Origin of the sequence: Micromonospora sp. WMMB235, assembly GCF_001855515.1 — a bacterium.
GTDB lineage: Bacteria > Actinomycetota > Actinomycetes > Mycobacteriales > Micromonosporaceae > Micromonospora > Micromonospora aurantiaca.
The window spans coordinates 4,809,167-4,829,227 of record NZ_MDRX01000001.1; the positions used below are offsets into that span (position 1 = coordinate 4,809,167).

Here is a 20,061-nt window from a genome sequence, read left to right on the forward strand (position 1 = left end):
CGCCCGGGCCGCACGGATACGCTGCCGTCATGGCCTCCGACGAGCGGGACGGACGGGTACCGCTGACCGTCCTGACCGTTCTGGCGCTGGCGGCCGGTGCGGCCTGGTGGCGGTCGGCGGCACCCGAGCCGGGTGCGGCCACGGCCGTGCCGGCGCCGCCCGCGAGCGCCGAACCCGTCGCCCGAACCTGGCGGGTCGACCCGTCGACCGGCGACGCCTGGCCGGCACGGCCGGGGCGTGACCCGACGCCCCGGGCACTCCGTGCCCCGGCCACGGCGCCGGACCGGTCGGTGGTGATCCGGGTCGAGGACGACGGCACCTCGCGTGTGCTCCAGGTGTCGCACGTGGTGTGGCGGGAGACGTCCGACCTGACGCCGGACGGGCCGCCCGTCGTACGGCAGGTGAACCCGTCGCGGGGCGACGACTACCGGCTGACGGTGAGCTGCTCCGGGGACGGATCGATCGCCGTGCAGCTGTCCGGCACCGGGACCGGCGACGCGCGGCGGTTCCTCCGCTGCGGCGGGCGACTGGAGCTGCCCTTCCTGGGCGGCACCGGCGCGCCGGTGCTGGTGCGGTTCACCGGTGTACGCGGCCGGGCCGAGCTGGACGCCCGGCTCGAAGCGCTCTACTGACAGCCGTCGCGCGCCGGGCACCGGCAGCTCCCGCCTCCTCGGGCCGGCAGCTCGGCCGCCCAGCCGGCGCTCCCGGACCGGCCTGTCAGCTGCCCAGCCGGGCCAGGTCGGCGCCGTAGTCCGACAGCGGGCCCAGCTCCGGCACCACCCGGACCAGCGAGCCCTGCCGATCCACGAGCAGCGCGGCGGCGGTGCCGGGGTGGGCGGACAGGTGCAGGTAGGAGCGCAGGCCGCCGGCCGGGTCGCCGAGCGGGCGTACCCCGGGGACGCTCGCGGGTCCGGCGCTGCGGCCCTCGGTCACGGTGACCACAGTGACGCCGGGCGGCGCGGCGCGCGCCGCGGTGCCGACCTGCTCGGCGCAGGCGCAGGCGTCGACCAGGATGATCATGGCGGGCAGCAGGCTGCGCAGCGGTACCGGCGTGTCGTCCGCGCCGACCAGGTCCAGCGCGGGCAGCGGGCCGACCGGTTGCGGCGCGGTGGTGGAGCGGGGGAGCACCGTCGGCGCGCCGGACCGCGTGGTGGTGCGCGGCCAGGTGACGGCGGCCAGCCCGGCGAGCGTGACGAGCACCGACACGAGCAGGATCAGCACCGGCAGCCCGAGGCGGGCCGGAACGGTACGCCGGCCGGAGCCCTGCCGCGCGCGGCGCAGCTCCCGGCGGACCTGCCGGGCCTCGTCGGCGAGCGCCGAGGCGTCGTCCGGGACGACCACCCGGCCCCACTCCGGAGGCAGGCCGGGCAGCCCGTCCGGCGGCCCCTGGCCGTCAGCGTCAGGCACGCCCATCGGACCCCCAGGAACGTCTCGGTGAGCGGACGTCACGTCCCTCACCAGCGTCCCGCACCGACCGCCGTAACGCCACACCTGGGCGCGGACGGACTTGCGGAGCTACCATGGAAGGAGCGCATTGCCCTAGATCTGGACGCTCCCGTCACCCCTTACCGGGTTGTCACGTGTTCCTCACGGAGCGTGTCGAAAGCATCGGTTTGACCGCCTGTCAAGCTGAAGAAATACCTCTCACAGGGCCCCTGAGCTGCGCCAACGATCAGGACAGCGGTGAGACATCGGTGCCTGAGCGTGTTACCCTAGACACAGCGAAAGGGGTTTCGAACCTATGGTTTTCAGTGTCGGCGAGACCGTTGTTTACCCCCACCACGGGGCCGCACTCATCGAGGCAATCGAGACTCGGGTCATCAAGGGCGAGCCCAGGGAATACCTCGTCCTGAGGGTCGCACAGGGTGACCTGACGGTCCGGGTGCCCGCCGAGAACGCCGAGATCGTGGGTGTGCGCGAAGTGGTTGGCGAAGAGGGCCTGGGCAAGGTCTTCGACGTGCTCCGTGCACCGCACACCGAGGAGCCGACCAACTGGTCGCGGCGTTACAAGGCGAATCTGGAGAAGCTGGCCTCCGGTAACCCGCTGAAGGTGGCCGAGGTCGTCCGCGACCTGTGGCGCCGGGAGCGGGAGCGGGGCCTGTCGGCGGGCGAGAAGCGGATGCTCGCCAAGGCCCGTGACATCCTCGTCGGCGAGGTCGCGCTGGCGGAGAAGAGCACCAAGGACGAGGCCGAGACGCTGCTCGACAAGGTGCTGACCGAGGCCTGATCCACGCCTCTGCCTCTACTCACCCCGCAGCGAACGAATCCGAGGACCGCGACGTGACCGCGCAGCTCAATCCGCGCGGTGACGTCGCGGTCCTCGTTCCTGCGGCAGGTGCCGGGGTACGCCTCGGACCCGGCGCCCCGAAGGCGCTCCGGCTGCTCGCCGGTGAGCCGCTGCTCGTACACGCGGTCCGCCGGATCGCCGCCGCGCCTTCCGTGCACACGATCGTGGTGGCCGCGCCGGCGACCGAGGTCGAGGCGGTACGCGCGATGCTCGCCCCCGTCGCCCCGGTGACAGTGGTCTCCGGTGGTGCCGAACGCCAGGAGTCGGTGGCGGCGGCACTCGCCGCAGTTCCCGCCGGTCCGGAGATCGTCCTGGTGCACGACGCGGCCCGCGCGCTCACCCCGCCCCACCTGGTCGAGTCGGTGGCCGCGGCGGTCCGCGACGGGCACGACGCGGTGATTCCGGTACTGCCGGTGGTCGACACGATCAAGGAGGTCGACGCGACCGAGCGGGTGCTCGGCACAGTCGACCGGTCCGCGCTGCGGGCGGTGCAGACGCCGCAGGGCTTCCGCCGGTCGGTGCTGGTCGCGGCCCACCGGTCCGCCGGTGACGCGCTGACCGACGACGCCGGGTTGATCGAGAAGCAGGGCGGCGCGGTCATGTGCGTGCCCGGCTCCGAGCTGGCCCTGAAGATCACCCGCCCGTTCGACATGGCCCTGGCCGAACACCTGCTGACCACAGGCACCTGACGCGCCGCCCGCGCGGCACGCGGGCTTCGAGATCTTGGTACGAAACGGCCCTCATAGGGGCCCTTTGCTACCAAGATCTCTCCCGAGGTGTGCGTACCCTCTGGTCATGATCGTTCCTCGGGTGGCTGTCGGCACCGACGTGCACGCGTTCGCGGCCGGGCGGCCCTGTTGGGTCGCGGGCCTGCACTGGCCGGACCAGGACGGCCTGGCCGGTCACTCCGACGCGGACGTTGCCGCGCACGCCGCCTGCAACGCCCTGCTCTCCGCTGCCGGTCTCGGCGACCTGGGCGCGAACTTCGGCGTGGACCAGCCGGAGTGGGCCGGTGCCTCCGGGGTGGCGCTGCTGACCGAGAGCGCACGCCGGGTACGGGCGGCGGGCTTCCAGATCGGCAACGTGTCGGTGCAGGTCGTCGGCAACCGCCCCAAGATCGGGCCGCGCCGGGAGGAGGCGCAGCGGGTGCTCTCCGAGGCGGTGGGCGCGCCGGTGACCGTCTCCGCGGCCACCACCGACGGCCTCGGCTTCACCGGGCGCGGGGAAGGGCTGGCCGGGATCGCGGTGGCCCTGATCTACGAGGCTCCGGCCGGCTGACGCGGTGACCGGGGACGCCGGCCACCGCGTCACCCGATCAGTCGACGTCGGTGCAGACGTTGTGAGTAGTGCCGTGGAGCATCGTGATCGTCTTGTCGTAGGTGGGGGAGAACTCCACCCGGAACCGGCCGTCGACGATCCACAGCCCCTTCGGCAGGGTGCCGGCGTTCTCCCGGAAGCCGAGCAGCACCGGCCCGGTCACGTACCAGGTCATCGAGCCGTCGGCGCGGTAGACGACGAGGGCGGTGCCGCTCGCGTCCGCCGTCGAGGTGGCGCCGGTCTCCAGGTTCGTCACCCGGTTGATCAGAGCGCCGGTGAACAACTCCCGCTTCGGCGTGCCGTCCGGGTAGGTCTCGATCGTCAGCTTCCGCACCTCGTCCACGATCGGCTCGACCCGTACCGCGAACTCGCATCGCGCGCCCGCTGGCATCTCGAACGGCGCCTGGGGTGCCGGTTCCCAGGCACCCGGGGCGGGATGCCGCTCCGGCGCGGCGGACGCCGAGCCTGGTAGGGCCGCAACCACCGCCGCCACGACGCTCGCCACCGCGATGCTCATCCTGAACCGCATGTTCCACTCCATCCCTCGCTGGTCCGGATCCCTCGCCGGTCCGGGCGGCGAGCATCACCGGGCCCGGTCACCACCGGATCACCGCGTCGAGCGGCAACAGTCGAGCGGGCGGACCCGGCCGGCCGGGTTCCTCACCACGCGATCACCGTCGGGCGACAACCCCGGGCTTGGGCCGACCCGTCCTGTTCGGTATGGAGTTCCGCCTGCTCGGGCCGTTCGAGGCCCGCCACGACGGCCGGCCGGTCGAGGTCGGCAGCCGGCGTCAGGAGCGTTGCCTGCTCGGGGTGCTGCTGCTCGACGTGGGCCGGGTGGTGCCGACCGACCGCCTCATCGACCTGCTCTGGAACGGCCGGCCGCCGGCCACGGCCCGGAGCGCGGTGCAGACGTACATCGGGCGGCTGCGGGGCTCGCTCAACCCGTACGGGGTGCGGATCAGCACCCGGGGCGAGGGCTACGCGGTGGAGGAGGACGGGCACCGGGTCGACGTCGACGAGTTCGCCGACCTGGTCCGGGCGGCCGGGCGTGCCGCCGACCCCGCCGAGCGGGTGCGGTCGCTCGACCGGGCGCTCGCCCTCTGGCGCGGGCCGTTGCTCGCCGACGCGGCGGACGACGAGCTGCGGGACCGGCTGCACGGCACGGTCGAGGAACTTCGCCTGGTCGCCGTGGAGCTTCGGGCCGAGGCGCAGCTCGCGCTGGGCCGGCACACGCGCGCGGTCGCCGACCTGATGCCGCTGGCCGCCCAGCACCCGACGCGGGAACACCTCGTGGCGGTCCTGATGACCGCCCTGTACCGGGGCGACCGGCGGGCCGACGCGCTGCGCCTCTACAACGCCACCCGGGACCTGCTCGCGGCCGACTTCGGCGTCGAGCCGGGGCCCCGCCTCCGGGAGGTGCAGCGCCGGGTGCTCGCGGGCGACGACCGGCTGGACCGGGCCGCCCGGCCGATGCACGAGATCCGGGTCGGCGACGAGAGCCTGCCGTGGAGCGTGGGCGGCCACCCGGCCCTGGACTTCTGCAACACCCTCGCCGGGTGGGGGCACGAGCCGCCGTTGCCCGGCGCCGAGTGGCTGCGCGGCTACCGGACCCTCGCCGTCTGGGCCGGCCACGTCGGGCTGGTGGACGAGGTCTCGACGAACCGCCTGCTGCACCTCGCGCGCCGTGACCCGGCAGCGGCGGAGGCGGTGCTCGACGAGGCCCGTACGCTCCGCGCCGCGCTCTACGCCAGCCTGGTCGACCCGGACGACGGCGCTGCCTTCGAGACTGTCGCGCGGGCCGCCGAGGCCGCCGCCCGTACGCTCGTCTTCCGGCGCGAGACCGACGGACGCGGCAGGTGGTGGCCGGACCTGGCGGCCGGGCTGCGGCTGCCGGTGCACGCCGCCGCGTTCAGCGGCGCGCAGCTGCTCGCCGATCCGGCCCGGTTCACGGTGCGGGTCTGCCCGGACCGGCGGTGCGGGTGGTTGTTCCTGGACGAGAGCGGGCTGCGCCGGTGGTGCAGTCTGGGGACGTGCGGCGGCCGGGCGGGCGTGTCCTGCCGGAGTGCCTGACGCCGGGCACCCTCGGCGCGCGGTGGGTCCGGGCGGATACGCTCGCCGGGATGCCGAGTGACGCCGCCCCCGACCAGTCCGCCGCCGACGGTTACCTGCAACGCGCCCACCTGCTCGCCGAGCTGGGGCGCTACGACGAGGGGATCGGCGAACTCACCGCGCTGATCGCGACCGAACCGGCGCACGTGCCCGCGTTGACCATGCTGGCCCGGATGCACCTGGCCGCCGACCGGCCATCCGAGGCGCTCGCCGCCGCCGAGGCCGCAGTGACCGCCGCCGGCGGCCCGCCCGCCCCTGAACCGCCCGCCGTCGGGACGCCGGCCGCGGAGACGCCAGCCAGCGACACGCCTGGCACCGTGCCACCCGCCACCGGGGAGGTCGTGCCGGCGCTCGTGGCACGCGGGTTCGCGCTGCTCGACCTCGAACGCTGGAAGCCCGCCGCCGCCACCGCCGACGAGATCCTGGCGCGCGCGCCGGGTGACGCGTACGCGCAGCGCAGTGCCGCCGCCGTCCTCTCGGCGTCGCGCAACGGGCAGGCGGCGCTGGACGCGGCGTGGCGGGGTGTGGAGCTGTCGCCGGACGAGCCGGAGGCGCACCTGGTGCTGGGCCTGGTCGCGGTGCGGCTGCAACTGTTCGACCTGGCCGAGCGGGCCTACCGGGAGGCGCTGCGGCTGGACCCAGGGCTGGGCGAGGCGGGGCAGGACATGGGCGTGGCCCGGCTGGAACGACGCCGGTACGCCGAGACGCTGGAACACCTGACCGCGATGGCCGACCTGCCGGTGGCCCGTCCCGACCCGGTCCGGACCGTGGACGCCGGCATCCGGCGTCTCCTGCTGTCGGTGGCCGGGTTGTCCCTGATCGCGAGTGTGCTGGTCGCGGCGCTGGCCCCGGCCTCGCCGGGTGCGTCCCGGCTGTTCGCGGTGCTGGCGGTGGCCGGGGTGGCGGTGCTGCTGCGGCGCCCGGCGACGTGGCAGCCCGGCCTGCGGGAGGCGATGTCGCGCGGCCTGGTCGTCCCGGTCTACGCGGCCGCCGCCGCGGTGGTGCTGTTGCTCGTTTACGCGCTGGTCGGCGGCCCGTTGCCGCTGGTCGGGGCGATCACCGCGTCGGTGGTGGCCGGATTCACCGCGTTCGCTCGCCGGTGAGAGGGTAGGAGGACCGGAAACACCGGCTGAAGGAAGCGGGAATCAGTGCTCACCGTCAATGCCTACGCGGCGACGTCCGCGACCGAACCGCTCGCCCTGACCACGATCGAGCGGCGGGATCTCGGACCGGACGACGTTCTCATCGACATCAAGTTCTCCGGCATCTGCCACTCCGACATCCACACCGCGCGCAGCGAGTGGGGTCCGACCCGCTACCCGATCGTGGTGGGTCACGAGATCGCGGGCGTGGTGCGTGAGGTCGGCCCCGCGGTCACGAAGTTCGCCGTCGGCGATCGGGTCGGCGTCGGCTGTCTCGTCGACTCCTGCCGGGAGTGCGACAACTGCCGCAAGGGCCTGGAGCAGTACTGCCTGAAGGGCAGCACCGGCACGTACGGCGGGGTGGGGCGGGACGGCGAGCCGACCCAGGGCGGCTACTCGCAGGCCATCGTGGTCACCGAGGACTTCGTGCTGCGCATCCCGGACGGCATCGAGCTGGACGCCGCCGCGCCGCTGCTCTGCGCCGGCATCACCACGTACTCGCCGCTGCGGCACTGGAACGCCGGGCCGGGTCGCCGGGTCGCGGTGATCGGCATGGGCGGTCTCGGCCACATGGCCGTGAAGCTGGCCCACGCGATGGGCGCCGAGGTGACCGTGCTGTCGCAGTCGCTGAAGAAGCGGGAGGACGGGCTGCGGCTCGGCGCCGACCGCTACTACGCGACCTCCGACGAGGACACGTTCACCGAGCTGGCCGGCTCGTTCGACCTGATCATCAACACGGTGAGCGCGACCCTCGACATGGACGCGTACCTGCGGCTGCTCGCCGTGGACGGGACGCTCGTCAACGTGGGCGCCCCGGAGAAGCCGCTGTCGGTGCACGCGTTCTCGCTGATCCCGGCCCGGCGGTCGTTCGCCGGGTCGAACATCGGCGGCATCGCGGAGACCCAGGAGATGCTCGACTTCTGCGCCGAGCACGGGCTGGGCGCCGAGATCGAGGTGATTCCGGCCGAGAAGATCAACGAGGCGTACGAGCGGGTGCTCGCCTCCGACGTGCGCTACCGCTTCGTCATCGACGCGTCCACGTTCTGACGACCGCGTGCGAAGGGGCCGCGTCCGTGCCGGGCGCGGCCCCTTCTCGCGTACGTCAGGACTTGCGCGCCCAGGTCCAGGCGTAGCCGTCGTCCTCGCAGTCGGCGGCCGCGTCGCAGAGGTCGAGCGGGCGGAACGTGTCCACCATGACCGCCAGCTCGTCGAAGAACTCCGCCCCGATCGACCGCTCGGCCGCGCCCGGCTGGGGGCCGTGGGTGAAGCCGGACGGGTGCAGCGAGATCGAGCCCTGCTCGATGCCGGAGCCGCGCCGGGCCTCGTAGTTGCCGCCGGTGTAGAACAGCATCTCGTCGGAGTCGACGTTGTGGTGGTTGTACGGCACCGGGATGGCGGCCGGGTGGTAGTCCACCTTGCGCGGCACGAACGAGCAGATCACGAAGTTCGGGCCCTGGAACGTCTGGTGCACGGGCGGGGGCTGGTGGATCCGCCCGGTGATCGGCTCGAAGTCGTGGATGGAGAACGCCCACGGGTACATGTGCCCGTCCCAGCCGACCACGTCGAACGGGTGGTTGGCGTAGACGTACCTCGTCCACCCGCGGCGGTGCTTGACGAGCACCTCCACCTCCTCGCCGTCGACGAGCAGCGGCGTGTCCGGTCCGCGGACGTCGCGCTCGCAGTAGGGCGCGTGCTCCAGGAACTGGCCGCGTACGGAGAGGTAGCGCTTGGGCGGCCCGATGTGGCCGGACGCCTCGACGGCGAGCAGCCGGGCCGGCTCGTCGCCGGTGGGCACCAGGCGGTGGATGGTCGAGGTGGGGATGACGACGTAGTCGCCCGCTACCGCGTCGAGCACGCCGAACGGCGACTCGACCCGCATCGACCCGGCCTCCAGGTAGAGGCAGTGGTCGCCGGTGGCGTCGCGGAACAGCGGCGACGGCCGGTCGGCGAGCACGTACGCGATGCGTACGTCGTCGTTGGCGAGCAGGTACTGCCGGCCGAGCACCGGGTCCGCGCCGGTGCCGTCGAGCTTGTGCGTGCGCAGGTGGCGCGGCTTGAGCGGCAGGTTGGGCACGCGGGTGACTGTGGGCGGGGCGTACTCCTCGGCGGCGAGGATCGCGGTCGGCGCGTGCCGGTGGTAGAGCAGCGACGAGTCGGAGGAGAAACCCTCCTGGCCGACCAGTTCCTCCACGTAGAGAGTGCCGTCGGGCTGGCGGAACTGGGTGTGGCGCTTGCGCGGCACGTCGCCGACGCTGCGGTAGTACGGCATCTCGCCTCCCGATATGTCCCGTTCTCCGGCCGGTGGCGTCCGATAATCGGACGCTGTTGTCCGTTCCTCGTAGCGTCCCGTACATTCTTGTCTCGTGTCAACGCAGGTGCCCCGCCTCCTCTCCGGCCTGGTGGACGACGCCGCGGTCTTCCCGCCCGGCAACGCCGCGCTGCCCGACGCGGTGACCGCGCACCGCACCCACCGAACCGCGTGGTACGCGGACATGGTCGGCCCGCTGCTGCTGCCCGCCTCGGAGATCCAGCGCGGGTCGTTGAACGGCCTGGTGGACCCGGCCGAGGGCCTGGTGATCGGGCTGATCGGCGACACCGGCCTGGACCAGCTCCCGCAGGCGCTGGACGCGCTCGCGCCCGACGGGGTGACCGCCCGGCAGGTCGAGGCGCCGGTCGCCAAGCGCGGCGAGGACCCGCAACCCGGGCTGTCCGAGCTGATGACGCTCGCCGGCCGGCTCGACGGCGCCGCCGTGTACGCGGAGATCCCGCTGACCTTCGGCCTGATGGGCGCGCTCGACACGCTCGCCGAGGCACGCGCCGCCGGGCTGCCGGTGGCCGCCAAGTTCCGCACCGGCGGGCTCGCCGCCGAACTGTTCCCCACCCCGGTCGAGCTGGCCGCGGTGATCTGCGCGTGCCGGGACCGTAAGCTGCCGTTCAAGCTCACCGCCGGGCTGCACCACGCGATCCGGCACCGCGACCCGGAGACCGGCTTCAACCACCACGGTTTCGTGAACGTGCTGGGCGCCACGCTCGCCGCCGTCGGGGGCGCCGAGGTGGACGGCGTGGCCGAGCTGCTCGCCGCCACCGACCCGGTACGCGTGGTCGAGCCGGCCCGGGCGCACCGCGACGCCGAGCGCCCGCTCTGGGTCGGGTACGGCTCGTGCAGCATCTCCGAACCACTTACCGATCTGATCCGGCTGGGGCTGGTGAACGGAGGCTTTGAGGCATGAGCTGGGTTCCGGGTGTGGCAGGGTCGCCGTACGGGGTGACGAACCTGCCGTACGGCGTGTTCCGGCACGGCGAGGGTGAGCCGCGCGTCGGCGTCCGCATCGGTGACTTCGCGCTGGACCTGGCCGGCGCGGAGGCCGCCGGTCTGGTGCTGGCCGGCGGCGCGCTGGGCCGGCCGACGCTCAACGCCTTCATGGCGCTCGGCCGCCCGCAGTGGACGGCGGTCCGGCAGCGGGTCGTCGAGCTGCTCACCGAGCCGGAGCACCGGGCGGCGGTCGAGCCGCTGCTGGTGCCGCTGCGCGAGGTCGAGATGGCGCTGCCGTTCGAGGTGGCCGACTACGTCGACTTCTACTCCTCCGAGCACCACGCCTCGAACGTCGGGCAGATCTTCCGGCCCGGCCAGCCGCCGCTGCTGCCGAACTGGAAGCACGTGCCGATCGGCTACCACGGCCGGGCCGGCACCGTGGTCGTCTCCGGCACCCCGGTGACCCGCCCGACCGGCCAGCGGGCCAGCGCGCAGGGCCCGACCACCGGCGCCTCGGTCCGGCTGGACATCGAGGCCGAGGTGGGCTTCGTGGTGGGCGTGCCGAGCCGGCTCGGCGAGCGGGTGCCGGTTGCCGACTTCGCCGACCACGTCTTCGGCGTGGTGCTCGTCAACGACTGGTCGGCCCGGGACATCCAGGCGTGGGAGTACCAGCCGCTCGGGCCGTTCCTCGGCAAGTCGTTCGCGACCTCCGTCTCGGCCTGGGTGACGCCGCTGGAGGCGCTGTCCGACGCGTTCGTGCCCGCGCCGGACCAGGACCCGCCGGTGCAGGACTACCTGCGCGACACCCCGCGCCTCGGGCTGGACCTGACGCTGTCGGTCGAGTGGAACGGCGAGCGGGTCGCCGAGCCGCCGTTCGCCGGCATGTACTGGACCCCGGCCCAGCAGCTCGCGCACCTCACCGTCAACGGCGCGTCGCTGCGTACCGGCGACCTCTACGCCTCCGGCACCGTCTCCGGTCCGGAGCGCGGCCAGGTCGGTTCGTTCCTGGAGCTGACCTGGGGCGGGTCCGAGCCGGTCAAGTTCGCCGACGGCAGCGAGCGGACGTTCCTGGAGGACGGCGACACGGTGACGATCACCGCCGCCGCGCCCGGCCCGGACGGCACCGCAGTCGCGTTGGGCGAGGTCACCGGGACGATCCTCCCGGCTCGCTGAGATCCGACCTTCCGAACCGGCCCCGGTCGCACCCGATGTGCGACCGGGGCCGTTTCCTTCGGCGTTGATCGCTCCGGATCACCTACGCCCCGGCCGGTGGCTCCCGGTCGAGCCGGGAGCCGCCCGCGGTGCCGGGCCGGGGCGTACCCGCGGAAGCCGAAACAGGAAGGACCGAGCATGACCGAGTTGACCGGTGCCGTCTGGCGCACCAGCAGCCGCTCGAACGATCAGGGTCTCTGCGTCGAGGTGGCGACGAACGTGGTCGCCGAGCACGGCGTGGTGGGCGTACGCGACTCGAAGGACCCGGACGGTCCGGCGCTCGCGGTGAGCCCGCCGGGCTGGGCCGCGTTCGTGACCGCGCTGCGGGGCGGCGCGCTCCGCGGTTGACCGCTCCTGCGCCACCACCGGTGCCCCGGCCGGGGGCACCGGTGGTGGAAATGTCACCGGGAGGCTCCCCGTTTCCGGTCACGGCCCGTACCGTGTACGACACGGGAGGTGCCATGTCGACGGTGACGGTTTCCGCATTCATCGAAGCGCAGGACGCCGATCTGTGGCGGCTGCTCACCGACCTCCCTGCCCGCGCCGACTGGCTCTCGGCGGTGGACGCGGTCGAGGTCCTCGGCACCGGCGGGTTCGGGCCGGGCACCGTGTGGCGGGAGACCCGCGTCCGGCCGGACGGCGGCACCGAACCGGAGGAGTTCGAGGTGATCGAGGCGGTCGCGCCCGGCCGCCTGGTGCTCGGGTCGCGCGGTGCCGGCGCCGACTACCGGATCACCTGGACGCTGCGCACCGTCGAGCGGCGGCGGCGTGGCTGCACCGAGGTCACCGTCGAGCAGGAGGCGGTGCCGACCCGGGCGTACGGGCGGGTGCTGGCCCTGATCCTCGGTGGCCTGGCCGCCCGCGCGGTCGAGGGCGCGCTCCGGCGCGACCTGGCCGACCTGGCGCTGGCCGCCGGTTCCGCCCGATCCACCGAGGCCGCCTGAGCCGACCCGGCCGCTCCCCGTACCCGGCCCGCACGCGGCCGGTAGGGTGCCGGGGCGGAGGTGACGGATGGCGAAGGCCGCGAGGCGGCGGGCCGTGGTGGCGCTGGTGGCGGTGCTCGCCGTCGCGGCGTCGGTCGCCGTGGTCGTCCGGGTGCTGGCGCCCGCCGAGGTCGACACCCCGGCCCGGAAGCCCTACCCGGCGGTGCCCGCGCCGACCGCCGGGGTGCTCGCGCGGCTGCCGGTGGCGCCCCTCGTCGTGGACGGCCGGCTCCGCGTCTACGCGGGCACCCGTCAGGTGTACGCGGACCAGCCGGTCACCGGACGGCACCGGGTCACCCCGTTCTGGTCCTTCCGCCGCTGGCCGGCGACGCTGGTCGGAGTGCTCGCCGAGGGCACTACGGTGGTCAGCCGCTGGTCCGACGGGAAGCTGGTGGCGCTCGACGCGCGTACCGGACGGGTGGCCTGGCGGGCCGACGGCCCGCAGCCGGGGTCGGTGCCGGAGCCGCGACGCACCTTCGCCGCCACGGTCTGGGATCCGGCCGGACTACACGTGGCGCGCACGTCCGAGGGGCGGGCCGTGCTGCTCGCGACCGGTCCGGGCGGCATCGGCGGGTACGACCTCACCGACGGCCGCCGGCTCTGGCGCGCGGACGTGAGCAGGGGTTGCCGGTCCGACGTGGGCACGACCGCCAGCGGTGAGCTGGTCGGCGTGGACAGCTGCGACGGCCCGGCCGCGGTCGAGCTGCGGGACGCGGCGACCGGTGCGGTGCGGACCCGCTGGCGGCCGCCGGACGCGCCGGAACAGCTCGTCGTCACGCCGGTGGGCTGCCGCGACGGGCACTCCGGTTGCCGCGGGCTGCGTACCGCCGGGCCGGACGGCGCGGGCAGCCGGGGCTGGCTGGTGACCGACCCGGGTGAGCCGGCCGCCGCGCCGGGCCTGGACCACCCGGACACGGTGCTCGACGGTGAGCGGGCGGTGGACACGTCCGGCCCGGTGGTGGTCGGGCGCTCGGCGCGTACCGGCGAGGAGCTGTGGCGCCGGGCGGACATCCATCCGGCCCGGGTGCTCGCGACCGAGCCGGGGCGGGTGCACCTGCTGACCGACCGGCGGGAACTGATCACCGTCGACCCGCTCACCGGTACGACCCGGTCGGGTTTCGTGCTCGACCTGGGCCGGGACGGGATCGGCTGGCGGCCGGGCCGGGCGTACGCGGTGGACGGCTACGTCGCTGTGGAGCGGCTGCGGGAGCAGGCCGCTCCGGAGGACGACGACCAGGGCTACTTCCTGATGGCCGAGCCGGTGTTGCTGGCGGTGACCTGATCTGGCGAGTCAAGCCTAAAAACGGACAAAAGCACCTATAGTGCTCTTGTCTGATCGGTCGGACGAAGACGCCCGGCGCCGGTCCGTAGGGGGTTGACGGACCGGTGCCGGGCGCGCCCGGTCAGGCCAGCGCGGCCTCGGCGGCGGCCAGGAACGCGTCGTTCTCGGCCGGGGTGCCGATGGTGACCCGGACGCCGTCGCCCGGGAACGGGCGCACGATCACGCCACGCGCCTCGCACGCCCGGCCGAACTCCACCGCCCGGTCGCCCAGCGGCAGCCAGACGAAGTTGGCCTGGCTGTCCGGCACGTCCGGGACGAACTTGCGCAGCGCCTCGGTGACCCGGTCCCGCTCGGCCACGACCAGCGCGCAGCGCCGCTCCACCTCGTCGGCCTGCGCGAGCGCGGCCAGCGCGCCGGCCTGGGCGGCCATGCTGGTGGAAAACGGGGTGACCACCTTGCGCACTGCGGCGGCCACCTCCGGCGCCGCGACCAGCCAGCCGATCCGCAGACCGGCCAGGCCCCACGCCTTGGACAGCGTGCGCAGCACCGCCACGTTCGGCCGGTCCAGGTAGGTCAGGCCGTCCGGCACCTCCGGGTCGGTGACGAACTCCCGGTACGCCTCGTCGATCACCACGAGCACGTCGTCCGGCATCGCGTCGAGGAAGCGGTCCAGCTCGGCCCGGCGCACCGCCGTACCGGTGGGGTTGTTCGGGTTGCAGACCAGGACCATCCGGGTCCGGTCGGTCACCGCCGCCGCCATCGCGTCCAGGTCGTGGCCGTGGCCGGCGTCGTTCGGCACCCGCACGCTTGTCGCGCCGCTGGTCGCCGCGATGATCGGGTACGCCTCGAAGGAGCGCCACGAGTAGAGCAGCTCGTCACCGGGCAGGCAGGTGGCGCGGACCAGGTGCTCGGCCAGCGCCACCGAACCGCAGCCGGTGGCGATCCGGTCGGCGTCCACGCCGTACCGCTCGGCGAGCGCCTGGCGCAGCGCCACCACGCCCATGTCCGGGTAGCGGTGCGAACCGGCGACCGCCTCGGCGACCGCCTCCACCACACCCGGCAGCGGGCCGTACGGCACCTCGTTGCTGGCCAGCTTGATCGCCTCGGCCAGGCCCAGCTCCCGGGCCAGGTCGGCGGGGCTGCGGCCGGGCACGTAGTTGGGCAGCGCGTCCAGGTCGGCGCGGGTGAGCCGCGGCGCAGGCTGGTGGCGTCCGGTCTCGGTCATGGGGTGTCTCCCGGGGTGTCGGCGCTCTCGGGCGGGGCGGTACCGGTGTCACGTTTGCGGGGGAGCTGGACCACCACCGTCTGCGCCCGCTTGTCGTGCAGGGCCTGGCGCAGCGGGTGGTCGAACAGGGGCGAGATCGCGTCGATGAGCTGGAGCAGCAGACCCAGCCCGCAGCAGTACCAGAGCAGCGTCGGCAGGCCGAGCGTGCTCCAGCGCCGGGTGGCCCGGCCGAAGCCGAGCGGCTGGTCCGCCTCGACCGGCAGCGCGCGAATGCCCATCAGCCGCTTGCCGAAGGTCTGACCGCGCGCCGCCATCGACGGCACCTCGTACGCGTACCAGAGCGCGGTGGCGATCACGAGAATGGCGATCTGGAGGCCGCCGGCCTGGTCGTCGATCTGGGGCAGCCCTTCGGTGGACGTGTCGCCGTTGAGCGCCCGGCGCACCGATTCACGCAGGTACGGGGAGACGGCCTCGACGTAGCGCCAGACGAACCAGCCGTTGACAACGGCGTTGAGCAGGAACACCACGCCGAAGTCGATCAGGCGCGCGACCAGCCGGGCGCCGTACGACGCCAGCGGCAGTCCGTGCGGGCGGGGGATCGGCTGTGCGCCCGGCCAGTGCGGGTACGGCCAGCCCGGTGGCGGTCCCTGCATGCCCGGCCCGGCCTGTCCCGGCTGCCCGGGCTGACCCGGCTGACCCGGCTGACCTGGCCACGGGTTCGGTTGACCCGGCTGTCCCGGCCACGGGCCGGCCTGGCCGGGCTGACCCGGTTGTCCCGGCCACGGGCCCGGCCGGCCGGGCGCGCCGGACGCGCCGGACGTCGGGGTCGCGTCGGGACGGCCGCCCGGGCCGGCGGCCTGCTGTTCGGCGGCCGGCGTCGGGGTGACCGGCGCGGGCTCCGGTTCGGGGGGCGGCGGGCCGTCGGGCGGGGTGACGTCGACCGGGATCGGCGCGCCGATCCAGCCCTCGCCGTCCCACCACCTGCGGGTCTCCGTGTCGGCGGGGTCGACGTACCAGCCGGGTTCCAAACTCACGATGCCGTCCTAGTTCCCGACTGCGGGGCTCGCAGACCCGGCTCACTCCTCGCGCTCACGGGCCAACCTTAACGACGACCGTACCGGCGAACTTGTCGTGGAGGCACTGCTGCCAGGGCTTGTCCCACAGTTGCCAGAAACCGTCGAGGTAGCTGAGGAACGGCACGAACATCCCGCCGGCGAATTCGACGGCCCAGCGCTTGCCGAGCATGCCCCGGGTCAGCGCGGCGTCCGGCTGCACCGGCACGATCCGCAGCTTCATCACCTTCTTGCCGAGCGTCTGCCCGGTCCGGCGGGCGTACTCGACGTGGTAGACCCAGTAGAAGGCGAGCATCAGCAGCAGGACCCCGAGCTCGGCGGCGAGCAGCGGCAGGAACACGCTCGTCCAGACCTCGACCGCGTCGGGACCGTTCGGGCCGGCCTGCTCGATCTCGTCGATCATCCGGAAGAAGACGAGGAAGAACACCGGCACGAACAGCGCCATCGTCACCGCCATGGCGACGGCGGTGTCGATCAGGTAGGCGAGCAACCGGTCGCCGAAGCCCGCCAGCGGCTGCCCGTTCGGCGCCACCGGGGGCGGGACGGGCGCCGGGGCGTACCCGGGTGGGGGGAAACCGGGCGGCGGGTAGCCGGGCGGGCCGGCGTACCCCGGGGGAACGTGCTGCGCGGGCACCGCCGGTCCGCCGGGCGGCGCGAAGCCGCCGCCCGCGGCTGGATGTCCGGCGGGCGGCGGCATCGGGTTCGGAGGAGGCTGGGTCACGCGGACAGTGTTACAGGTTCCCGCGCTTCTCCTGCTCGCGCTCGATCGCCTCGAACAGGGCCTTGAAGTTGCCCTTGCCGAAGCCGAGCGAGCCGTGCCGCTCGATCAGCTCGAAGAAGACGGTGGGGCGGTCCTGCACCGGCTTGGTGAAGATCTGGAGCAGGTAGCCGTCCTCGTCCCGGTCGACCAGGATCTTGCGGGACTGAAGCTCCTCGATCGGCACCCGGACGTTGCCGATGCGGGCGCGCAGCTCCGGGTCCTCGTAGTACGAGTCCGGGGTGTCCAGGAACTCGACGCCCGCGGCGCGCATGGCGTCCACGCTGGCCAGGATGTCGTTCGTGGCCACGGCGATGTGCTGGGCGCCGGGGCCCTGGTAGAACTCCAGGTACTCGTCGATCTGCGACTTCTTGCGGGCCACGGCCGGCTCGTTGAGCGGGAACTTCACCTTGCGGGTGCCGTTGGCGACGACCTTGCTCATCAGCGCCGAGTAGTCGGTGGCGATGTCGTCGCCGATGAACTCCGCCATGTTCGAGAAGCCCATGACGCGCTTGTAGAACTCGACCCACTCGTCCATCCGGCCCAGCTCCACGTTGCCGACGACGTGGTCGACCGCCTGGAAGAACCGCTTCGGCTGGATGCCGGCGTCGATCATCGGCTGCCGGTCCACGATCGGGCCGCGAGCGACGAAGCCGGGCAGGAACGGGCCGGTGTAGCGGGACCTGTCGACCAGGCTGTGCCGGGTGTCGCCGTACGCGGCGATGGACGCCATCCGGACGGTGCCGTGCTCGTCGCTGACGTCGTGCGGCTCGACCAGGCCGGTCGCGCCCTGCGCCACGGCGTGCGCGTACGCGGCGTCCACGTCCGGCACCTCCAGCGCGATGTCGGAGACGCCGTCGCTGTGCTTCGCCACGTGCTCGGCGCCGTCGGCGTCCGGGCGGACCGCGCCGGTCAGCACGAAGCGGGCCGAACCGCTGGTCAGCACGTACTGCGCGTGGTCGCGGTAGCCCTGCTCCGGCCCCCGGTACGCCACGCACGTCATGCCGAACGCGGTGGAGTAGTAGTGCGCGGCCTGCTTGGCGTTGCCCACCAGGAAGTGGACGTGGTCCATGCCCTTGACCGGGAACGGGTCGCGGGTGATGTCGTGGTCGACTGCGCCGACGAGAGCGTCGACGTCGACCTCCTCGGTCGACTGGGGTCGGTCGATCGCCTGGGTCATGGTGGCCTCCCTCGCGTACCGGCCGGCCTCGTGGGCCGCCGTGGATGTGCTCTTCCGGCGAGGATCTACGGACCGCAGTGAGTTGGGCAACAGTTGACGTTATTCCTGGTCAGGTTGTGCATTCGGTACGGTGAGACACCATGAACACTGGTCAGGATGTACAGCTCGACGAGCTGGACGCTCGCTTGATCGAACTGCTCGCGGAGGAGCCCCGGATCGGCGTGCTGGAGTGCTCCCGCCGCCTCGGCGTGGCCCGCGGCACGGTCCAGGCCCGGCTCGACAAGCTCGTCGGCCGGGGCGTGGTGACCGGGTTCGGACCGGACATCACCCCCGCCGCGATCGGCTTCGGGGTGACCAGCTTCGTCACCCTGGAGATCAGCCAGCGGCACGGCCACGACCAGGTCACCGCGCATCTGGCCGCGATCCCCGAGGTGCTGGAGGCGCACACCATCACCGGCTCCAGCGACCTGCTCTGCCGGATCGTCGCCCGGTCGAACACCGACCTCCAGCGGGTCATCGACCAGATCGTCGCCTCGGAGGGCATCCGGCGCGCGTCCACCATCATCGCGCTGGCTGAGCAGATCCCGTACCGGACGTTGCCGCTGGTCCGCTCCGCCGCCCGCGGGTAAGGAAGGGCCCCCTGTTAACGCCTTCGGAGGTGGAAGGGCCCCTTATTAACACCCCGGACCGCCCAAGAAGCGCCGCGACACGCACCGCACGCGGCCCGGGGGACCGGTGATCGTCGCTACCGTGTGCGGTGTGAAGGGCCTAGGGGTACGCGGCTGGTTGCTGCTCGGGCTCGTCACCGTGGTCGTACTCGCCGCGACAGGCGTCTGGAACCCGTTCCCGGCGCTGTGGGACTGGGTCGACCGCAGCAAGCCGATCTCCGAGCCGGACGTGGTCTGGCAGCAGCGCGTCGGCGGCACGCCGCGCAGCGTCACCATCGCCGGCGACACAGTGATCGTCGAGCAGCGCACCCGCATCGAGGCGCGCAACCTCGCCGACGGCGGCCAGTTGTGGGAGCGCAAGGCCGACTGGTCGGCGGTCGCGGGCAGCGGCCGGGAGTCGGTCGTCGCCGTGGGCCGGCTGCTCGACAAAGGGTACGAGGTGCTCGACCCGGTCAGCGGCGTGACCCGCCGCCGCGACGACCGCGCGATCGCCGTCTGGACCTACCGGAACCTGCTGCTGGACGCGTACTGCGTGCAGGCCACCGACTGCACGCTGCGCGCCTGGGAGCCGCGCGGCACCGCTCCGCTGTGGAGCGCGTTCCTGCCCGGCGTGCACAGCGGCGTGCTCGCCGACAACCCGGAACTACTGGGCACCCGGCGGCTCGGCGCCACCCGGATCGACGGCGGGGTGGCCGGGCCGGAGTCCGTCCCGCCGCTGCTCGGCTTCCCGGTCGACGGGCGGGTGCACGTGGTGGACACCGCCACCGGCCGGGTGCTCCAGAACGTCCAGCCCGGCCGCGAGGAGCGGCTCGCGGTGGTCGGCGGCCGGCTGCTGCGGATCGCGGCCACCTCCCGCGACGGGAGCTGCTACTACGCCGTGACCGCCGTGGACCCGGCCACCGGTCAGCAGGTGTGGCGGCGTACCGGGATCAACCTGCGCACCGCCGACTACGCCGGCTGCGTGCAGCGGGAGGATCCGCAGGGCGGGCGCAACGTGATCATCGGGGTCGCCCCGGACGGGCGTGAGGCGGTGCTCGACGGGTACGACGGCCGGCTGCTCCAGGTCGGCGCGGACGGCGAGAAGCTGCTCGCCGTGGACGACCGGTACGCCGTGGTGCGCAGCGCCGACAAGGGCTCGCTGCTCGGGCGGGAACTGTCGGCCGACCGGACCCGCTGGACCCGGCCGGCGGGCGGCAAGAGCGGTGCGGCGCTCACCCCGTACGCGGCGGTGATCAGCGAGGAGAAGCCGTCGCGGCTGATCGCGGTCGAGCCGCGGGAGGGCCGGGTGCTGGTCGAGCTGCGTACCTCGGCGAACGCGCTGGCGGTCGGCCCGAACGGCATGATCATCGGCGAGGGGCGGGAGATCGGGTACGTCCGCTGGGGCGCCGGCACGTCCGAGGCGCCGGGGCCGGGCCAGGACGGCGCGCCGGTGGCGCCGGACCCCGGAGGCAGCTGGCGTCCACCCAGCGACCAGGGAAGTTGCGGACCGAAACGGGAACTCTGCGCCGACGGCAAGTGACAGCGGGTGAGAGCGTCGTCCCAGGACCGACCTGCGGGTGCCACCGATCGA

At 73.6% G+C, this 20,061-nt stretch carries 21 protein-coding genes; 14 read left to right on the top strand and 7 right to left on the bottom strand.

What is annotated here, in order from left to right:
* Window positions 1–29: 29 nt before the first annotated feature.
* Window positions 30–632, top strand: coding sequence for a hypothetical protein (locus BFV98_RS21150; RefSeq protein ID WP_071097543.1), 603 nt, complete (start codon window positions 30–32; stop codon window positions 630–632).
* A gap of 85 nt (window positions 633–717) precedes the next feature.
* Here the strand turns inward: BFV98_RS21150 and BFV98_RS21155 are convergent, their stop codons facing one another.
* Window positions 718–1,413: a hypothetical protein gene (locus BFV98_RS21155; protein WP_071097545.1), complete on the bottom strand. Its 696-nt coding sequence runs from the start codon at window positions 1,411–1,413 to the stop codon at window positions 718–720.
* A 328-nt stretch (window positions 1,414–1,741) separates the two neighbouring features.
* On the opposite strand from BFV98_RS21155, the gene BFV98_RS21160 reads away from it, so the two are divergent.
* The 3 genes from BFV98_RS21160 to ispF all read left to right on the top strand — a co-directional run bounded on the left by BFV98_RS21160 (window position 1,742) and on the right by ispF (window position 3,565).
* Complete coding sequence (locus BFV98_RS21160; protein WP_013288937.1) at window positions 1,742–2,227, top strand: CarD family transcriptional regulator; 486 nt, start codon at window positions 1,742–1,744, stop codon at window positions 2,225–2,227.
* Between the two features lie 53 nt (window positions 2,228–2,280).
* Entirely contained in the window at window positions 2,281–2,976 is a 696-nt protein-coding gene (gene ispD / locus BFV98_RS21165; protein WP_071097547.1) for a 2-C-methyl-D-erythritol 4-phosphate cytidylyltransferase, read from the top strand.
* A 106-nt stretch (window positions 2,977–3,082) separates the two neighbouring features.
* On the top strand, window positions 3,083–3,565 hold the full coding sequence (ispF, locus tag BFV98_RS21170; protein ID WP_013288935.1) for a 2-C-methyl-D-erythritol 2,4-cyclodiphosphate synthase: 483 nt from the start codon (window positions 3,083–3,085) through the stop codon (window positions 3,563–3,565).
* Between the two features lie 37 nt (window positions 3,566–3,602).
* Here the strand turns inward: ispF and BFV98_RS21175 are convergent, their stop codons facing one another.
* Window positions 3,603–4,133 carry a hypothetical protein gene (locus BFV98_RS21175; RefSeq protein WP_071098958.1) on the bottom strand — a complete coding sequence of 177 codons (531 nt, stop codon included), beginning with the start codon at window positions 4,131–4,133 and terminating at the stop codon, window positions 3,603–3,605.
* Window positions 4,134–4,300: 167 nt separating this feature from the next.
* Between BFV98_RS21175 and BFV98_RS21180 the strand changes: the two genes are divergently transcribed.
* From BFV98_RS21180 to BFV98_RS21190, 3 genes are read left to right on the top strand one after another with little or no spacing between them, the layout of a single operon-like run.
* Window positions 4,301–5,677, top strand: a complete 1,377-nt coding sequence (locus tag BFV98_RS21180; protein ID WP_255368189.1) for a BTAD domain-containing putative transcriptional regulator — start codon at window positions 4,301–4,303, stop codon at window positions 5,675–5,677.
* Between the two features lie 50 nt (window positions 5,678–5,727).
* Entirely contained in the window at window positions 5,728–6,819 is a 1,092-nt protein-coding gene (locus BFV98_RS21185; RefSeq protein ID WP_071098960.1) for a lipopolysaccharide assembly protein LapB, read from the top strand.
* A 45-nt stretch (window positions 6,820–6,864) separates the two neighbouring features.
* Window positions 6,865–7,905 (top strand): NAD(P)-dependent alcohol dehydrogenase, encoded by a 1,041-nt coding sequence (locus BFV98_RS21190; RefSeq protein WP_071097551.1) that lies wholly within the window; start codon window positions 6,865–6,867, stop codon window positions 7,903–7,905.
* A 55-nt stretch (window positions 7,906–7,960) separates the two neighbouring features.
* Here the strand turns inward: BFV98_RS21190 and BFV98_RS21195 are convergent, their stop codons facing one another.
* Entirely contained in the window at window positions 7,961–9,127 is a 1,167-nt protein-coding gene (locus BFV98_RS21195; protein ID WP_071097552.1) for a homogentisate 1,2-dioxygenase, read from the bottom strand.
* Window positions 9,128–9,221: 94 nt separating this feature from the next.
* Between BFV98_RS21195 and BFV98_RS21200 the strand changes: the two genes are divergently transcribed.
* From BFV98_RS21200 to BFV98_RS21220, 5 genes are all read left to right on the top strand, one after another.
* Window positions 9,222–10,088 (top strand): hypothetical protein, encoded by an 867-nt coding sequence (locus tag BFV98_RS21200; RefSeq protein ID WP_071097554.1) that lies wholly within the window; start codon window positions 9,222–9,224, stop codon window positions 10,086–10,088.
* On the top strand, window positions 10,085–11,284 hold the full coding sequence (gene fahA, locus BFV98_RS21205; RefSeq protein WP_071097556.1) for a fumarylacetoacetase: 1,200 nt from the start codon (window positions 10,085–10,087) through the stop codon (window positions 11,282–11,284). The genes BFV98_RS21200 and fahA overlap by 4 nt, the downstream gene beginning before the upstream one ends.
* A 177-nt stretch (window positions 11,285–11,461) precedes the next feature.
* Window positions 11,462–11,671 (top strand): DUF397 domain-containing protein, encoded by a 210-nt coding sequence (locus tag BFV98_RS21210; RefSeq protein ID WP_013288927.1) that lies wholly within the window; start codon window positions 11,462–11,464, stop codon window positions 11,669–11,671.
* 113 nt (window positions 11,672–11,784) lie between these two features.
* Window positions 11,785–12,267, top strand: coding sequence for an SRPBCC family protein (locus tag BFV98_RS21215; RefSeq protein WP_013288926.1), 483 nt, complete (start codon window positions 11,785–11,787; stop codon window positions 12,265–12,267).
* A 67-nt stretch (window positions 12,268–12,334) separates the two neighbouring features.
* Window positions 12,335–13,588 carry a PQQ-binding-like beta-propeller repeat protein gene (locus BFV98_RS21220; protein ID WP_071097558.1) on the top strand — a complete coding sequence of 418 codons (1,254 nt, stop codon included), beginning with the start codon at window positions 12,335–12,337 and terminating at the stop codon, window positions 13,586–13,588.
* 121 nt (window positions 13,589–13,709) lie between these two features.
* Here the strand turns inward: BFV98_RS21220 and hisC are convergent, their stop codons facing one another.
* From hisC to hppD, 4 genes are read right to left on the bottom strand one after another with little or no spacing between them, the layout of a single operon-like run.
* A complete protein-coding gene (hisC, locus tag BFV98_RS21225) occupies window positions 13,710–14,813 on the bottom strand; it encodes a histidinol-phosphate transaminase (protein WP_013475036.1) in 1,104 nt (367 codons plus the stop codon).
* Window positions 14,810–15,847 carry an RDD family protein gene (locus BFV98_RS21230; protein ID WP_071097560.1) on the bottom strand — a complete coding sequence of 346 codons (1,038 nt, stop codon included), beginning with the start codon at window positions 15,845–15,847 and terminating at the stop codon, window positions 14,810–14,812. Before BFV98_RS21230 ends, hisC begins: the two co-directional genes overlap by 4 nt.
* 55 nt (window positions 15,848–15,902) lie before the next feature.
* Window positions 15,903–16,607, bottom strand: coding sequence for an RDD family protein (locus tag BFV98_RS21235; protein WP_236619412.1), 705 nt, complete (start codon window positions 16,605–16,607; stop codon window positions 15,903–15,905).
* Between the two features lie 10 nt (window positions 16,608–16,617).
* Window positions 16,618–17,823 carry a 4-hydroxyphenylpyruvate dioxygenase gene (hppD, locus tag BFV98_RS21240; RefSeq protein ID WP_071097563.1) on the bottom strand — a complete coding sequence of 402 codons (1,206 nt, stop codon included), beginning with the start codon at window positions 17,821–17,823 and terminating at the stop codon, window positions 16,618–16,620.
* 140 nt (window positions 17,824–17,963) lie between these two features.
* Here hppD and BFV98_RS21245 point away from each other — a divergent pair, with 140 nt between their 5' ends.
* Together BFV98_RS21245 and BFV98_RS21250 are read left to right on the top strand one after the other, a co-directional pair.
* Entirely contained in the window at window positions 17,964–18,452 is a 489-nt protein-coding gene (locus BFV98_RS21245) for an Lrp/AsnC family transcriptional regulator (RefSeq protein ID WP_013288920.1), read from the top strand.
* Between the two features lie 121 nt (window positions 18,453–18,573).
* Window positions 18,574–20,010 (top strand): PQQ-binding-like beta-propeller repeat protein, encoded by a 1,437-nt coding sequence (locus BFV98_RS21250; protein WP_083395375.1) that lies wholly within the window; start codon window positions 18,574–18,576, stop codon window positions 20,008–20,010.
* The last annotated feature ends 51 nt before the right edge of the window (window positions 20,011–20,061 follow it).

Bases quoted from the DNA above. Each gene is read 5' to 3' on its own strand.
- BFV98_RS21150 (WP_071097543.1), top strand. From the start codon at position 30: ATGGCCTCCGACGAGCGGGACGGACGGGTACCGCTGACCGTCCTGACC.
- BFV98_RS21155 (WP_071097545.1), bottom strand. From the start codon at position 1,413: ATGGGCGTGCCTGACGCTGACGGCCAGGGGCCGCCGGACGGGCTGCCC.
- BFV98_RS21160 (WP_013288937.1), top strand. From the start codon at position 1,742: ATGGTTTTCAGTGTCGGCGAGACCGTTGTTTACCCCCACCACGGGGCC.
- ispF (WP_013288935.1), top strand. From the start codon at position 3,083: ATGATCGTTCCTCGGGTGGCTGTCGGCACCGACGTGCACGCGTTCGCG.
- BFV98_RS21175 (WP_071098958.1), bottom strand. From the start codon at position 4,133: ATGCGGTTCAGGATGAGCATCGCGGTGGCGAGCGTCGTGGCGGCGGTG.
- BFV98_RS21185 (WP_071098960.1), top strand. From the start codon at position 5,728: ATGCCGAGTGACGCCGCCCCCGACCAGTCCGCCGCCGACGGTTACCTG.
- BFV98_RS21195 (WP_071097552.1), bottom strand. From the start codon at position 9,127: ATGCCGTACTACCGCAGCGTCGGCGACGTGCCGCGCAAGCGCCACACC.
- fahA (WP_071097556.1), top strand. From the start codon at position 10,085: ATGAGCTGGGTTCCGGGTGTGGCAGGGTCGCCGTACGGGGTGACGAAC.
- BFV98_RS21210 (WP_013288927.1), top strand. From the start codon at position 11,462: ATGACCGAGTTGACCGGTGCCGTCTGGCGCACCAGCAGCCGCTCGAAC.
- BFV98_RS21215 (WP_013288926.1), top strand. From the start codon at position 11,785: ATGTCGACGGTGACGGTTTCCGCATTCATCGAAGCGCAGGACGCCGAT.
- BFV98_RS21220 (WP_071097558.1), top strand. From the start codon at position 12,335: ATGGCGAAGGCCGCGAGGCGGCGGGCCGTGGTGGCGCTGGTGGCGGTG.
- hisC (WP_013475036.1), bottom strand. From the start codon at position 14,813: ATGACCGAGACCGGACGCCACCAGCCTGCGCCGCGGCTCACCCGCGCC.
- hppD (WP_071097563.1), bottom strand. From the start codon at position 17,823: ATGACCCAGGCGATCGACCGACCCCAGTCGACCGAGGAGGTCGACGTC.
- BFV98_RS21245 (WP_013288920.1), top strand. From the start codon at position 17,964: ATGAACACTGGTCAGGATGTACAGCTCGACGAGCTGGACGCTCGCTTG.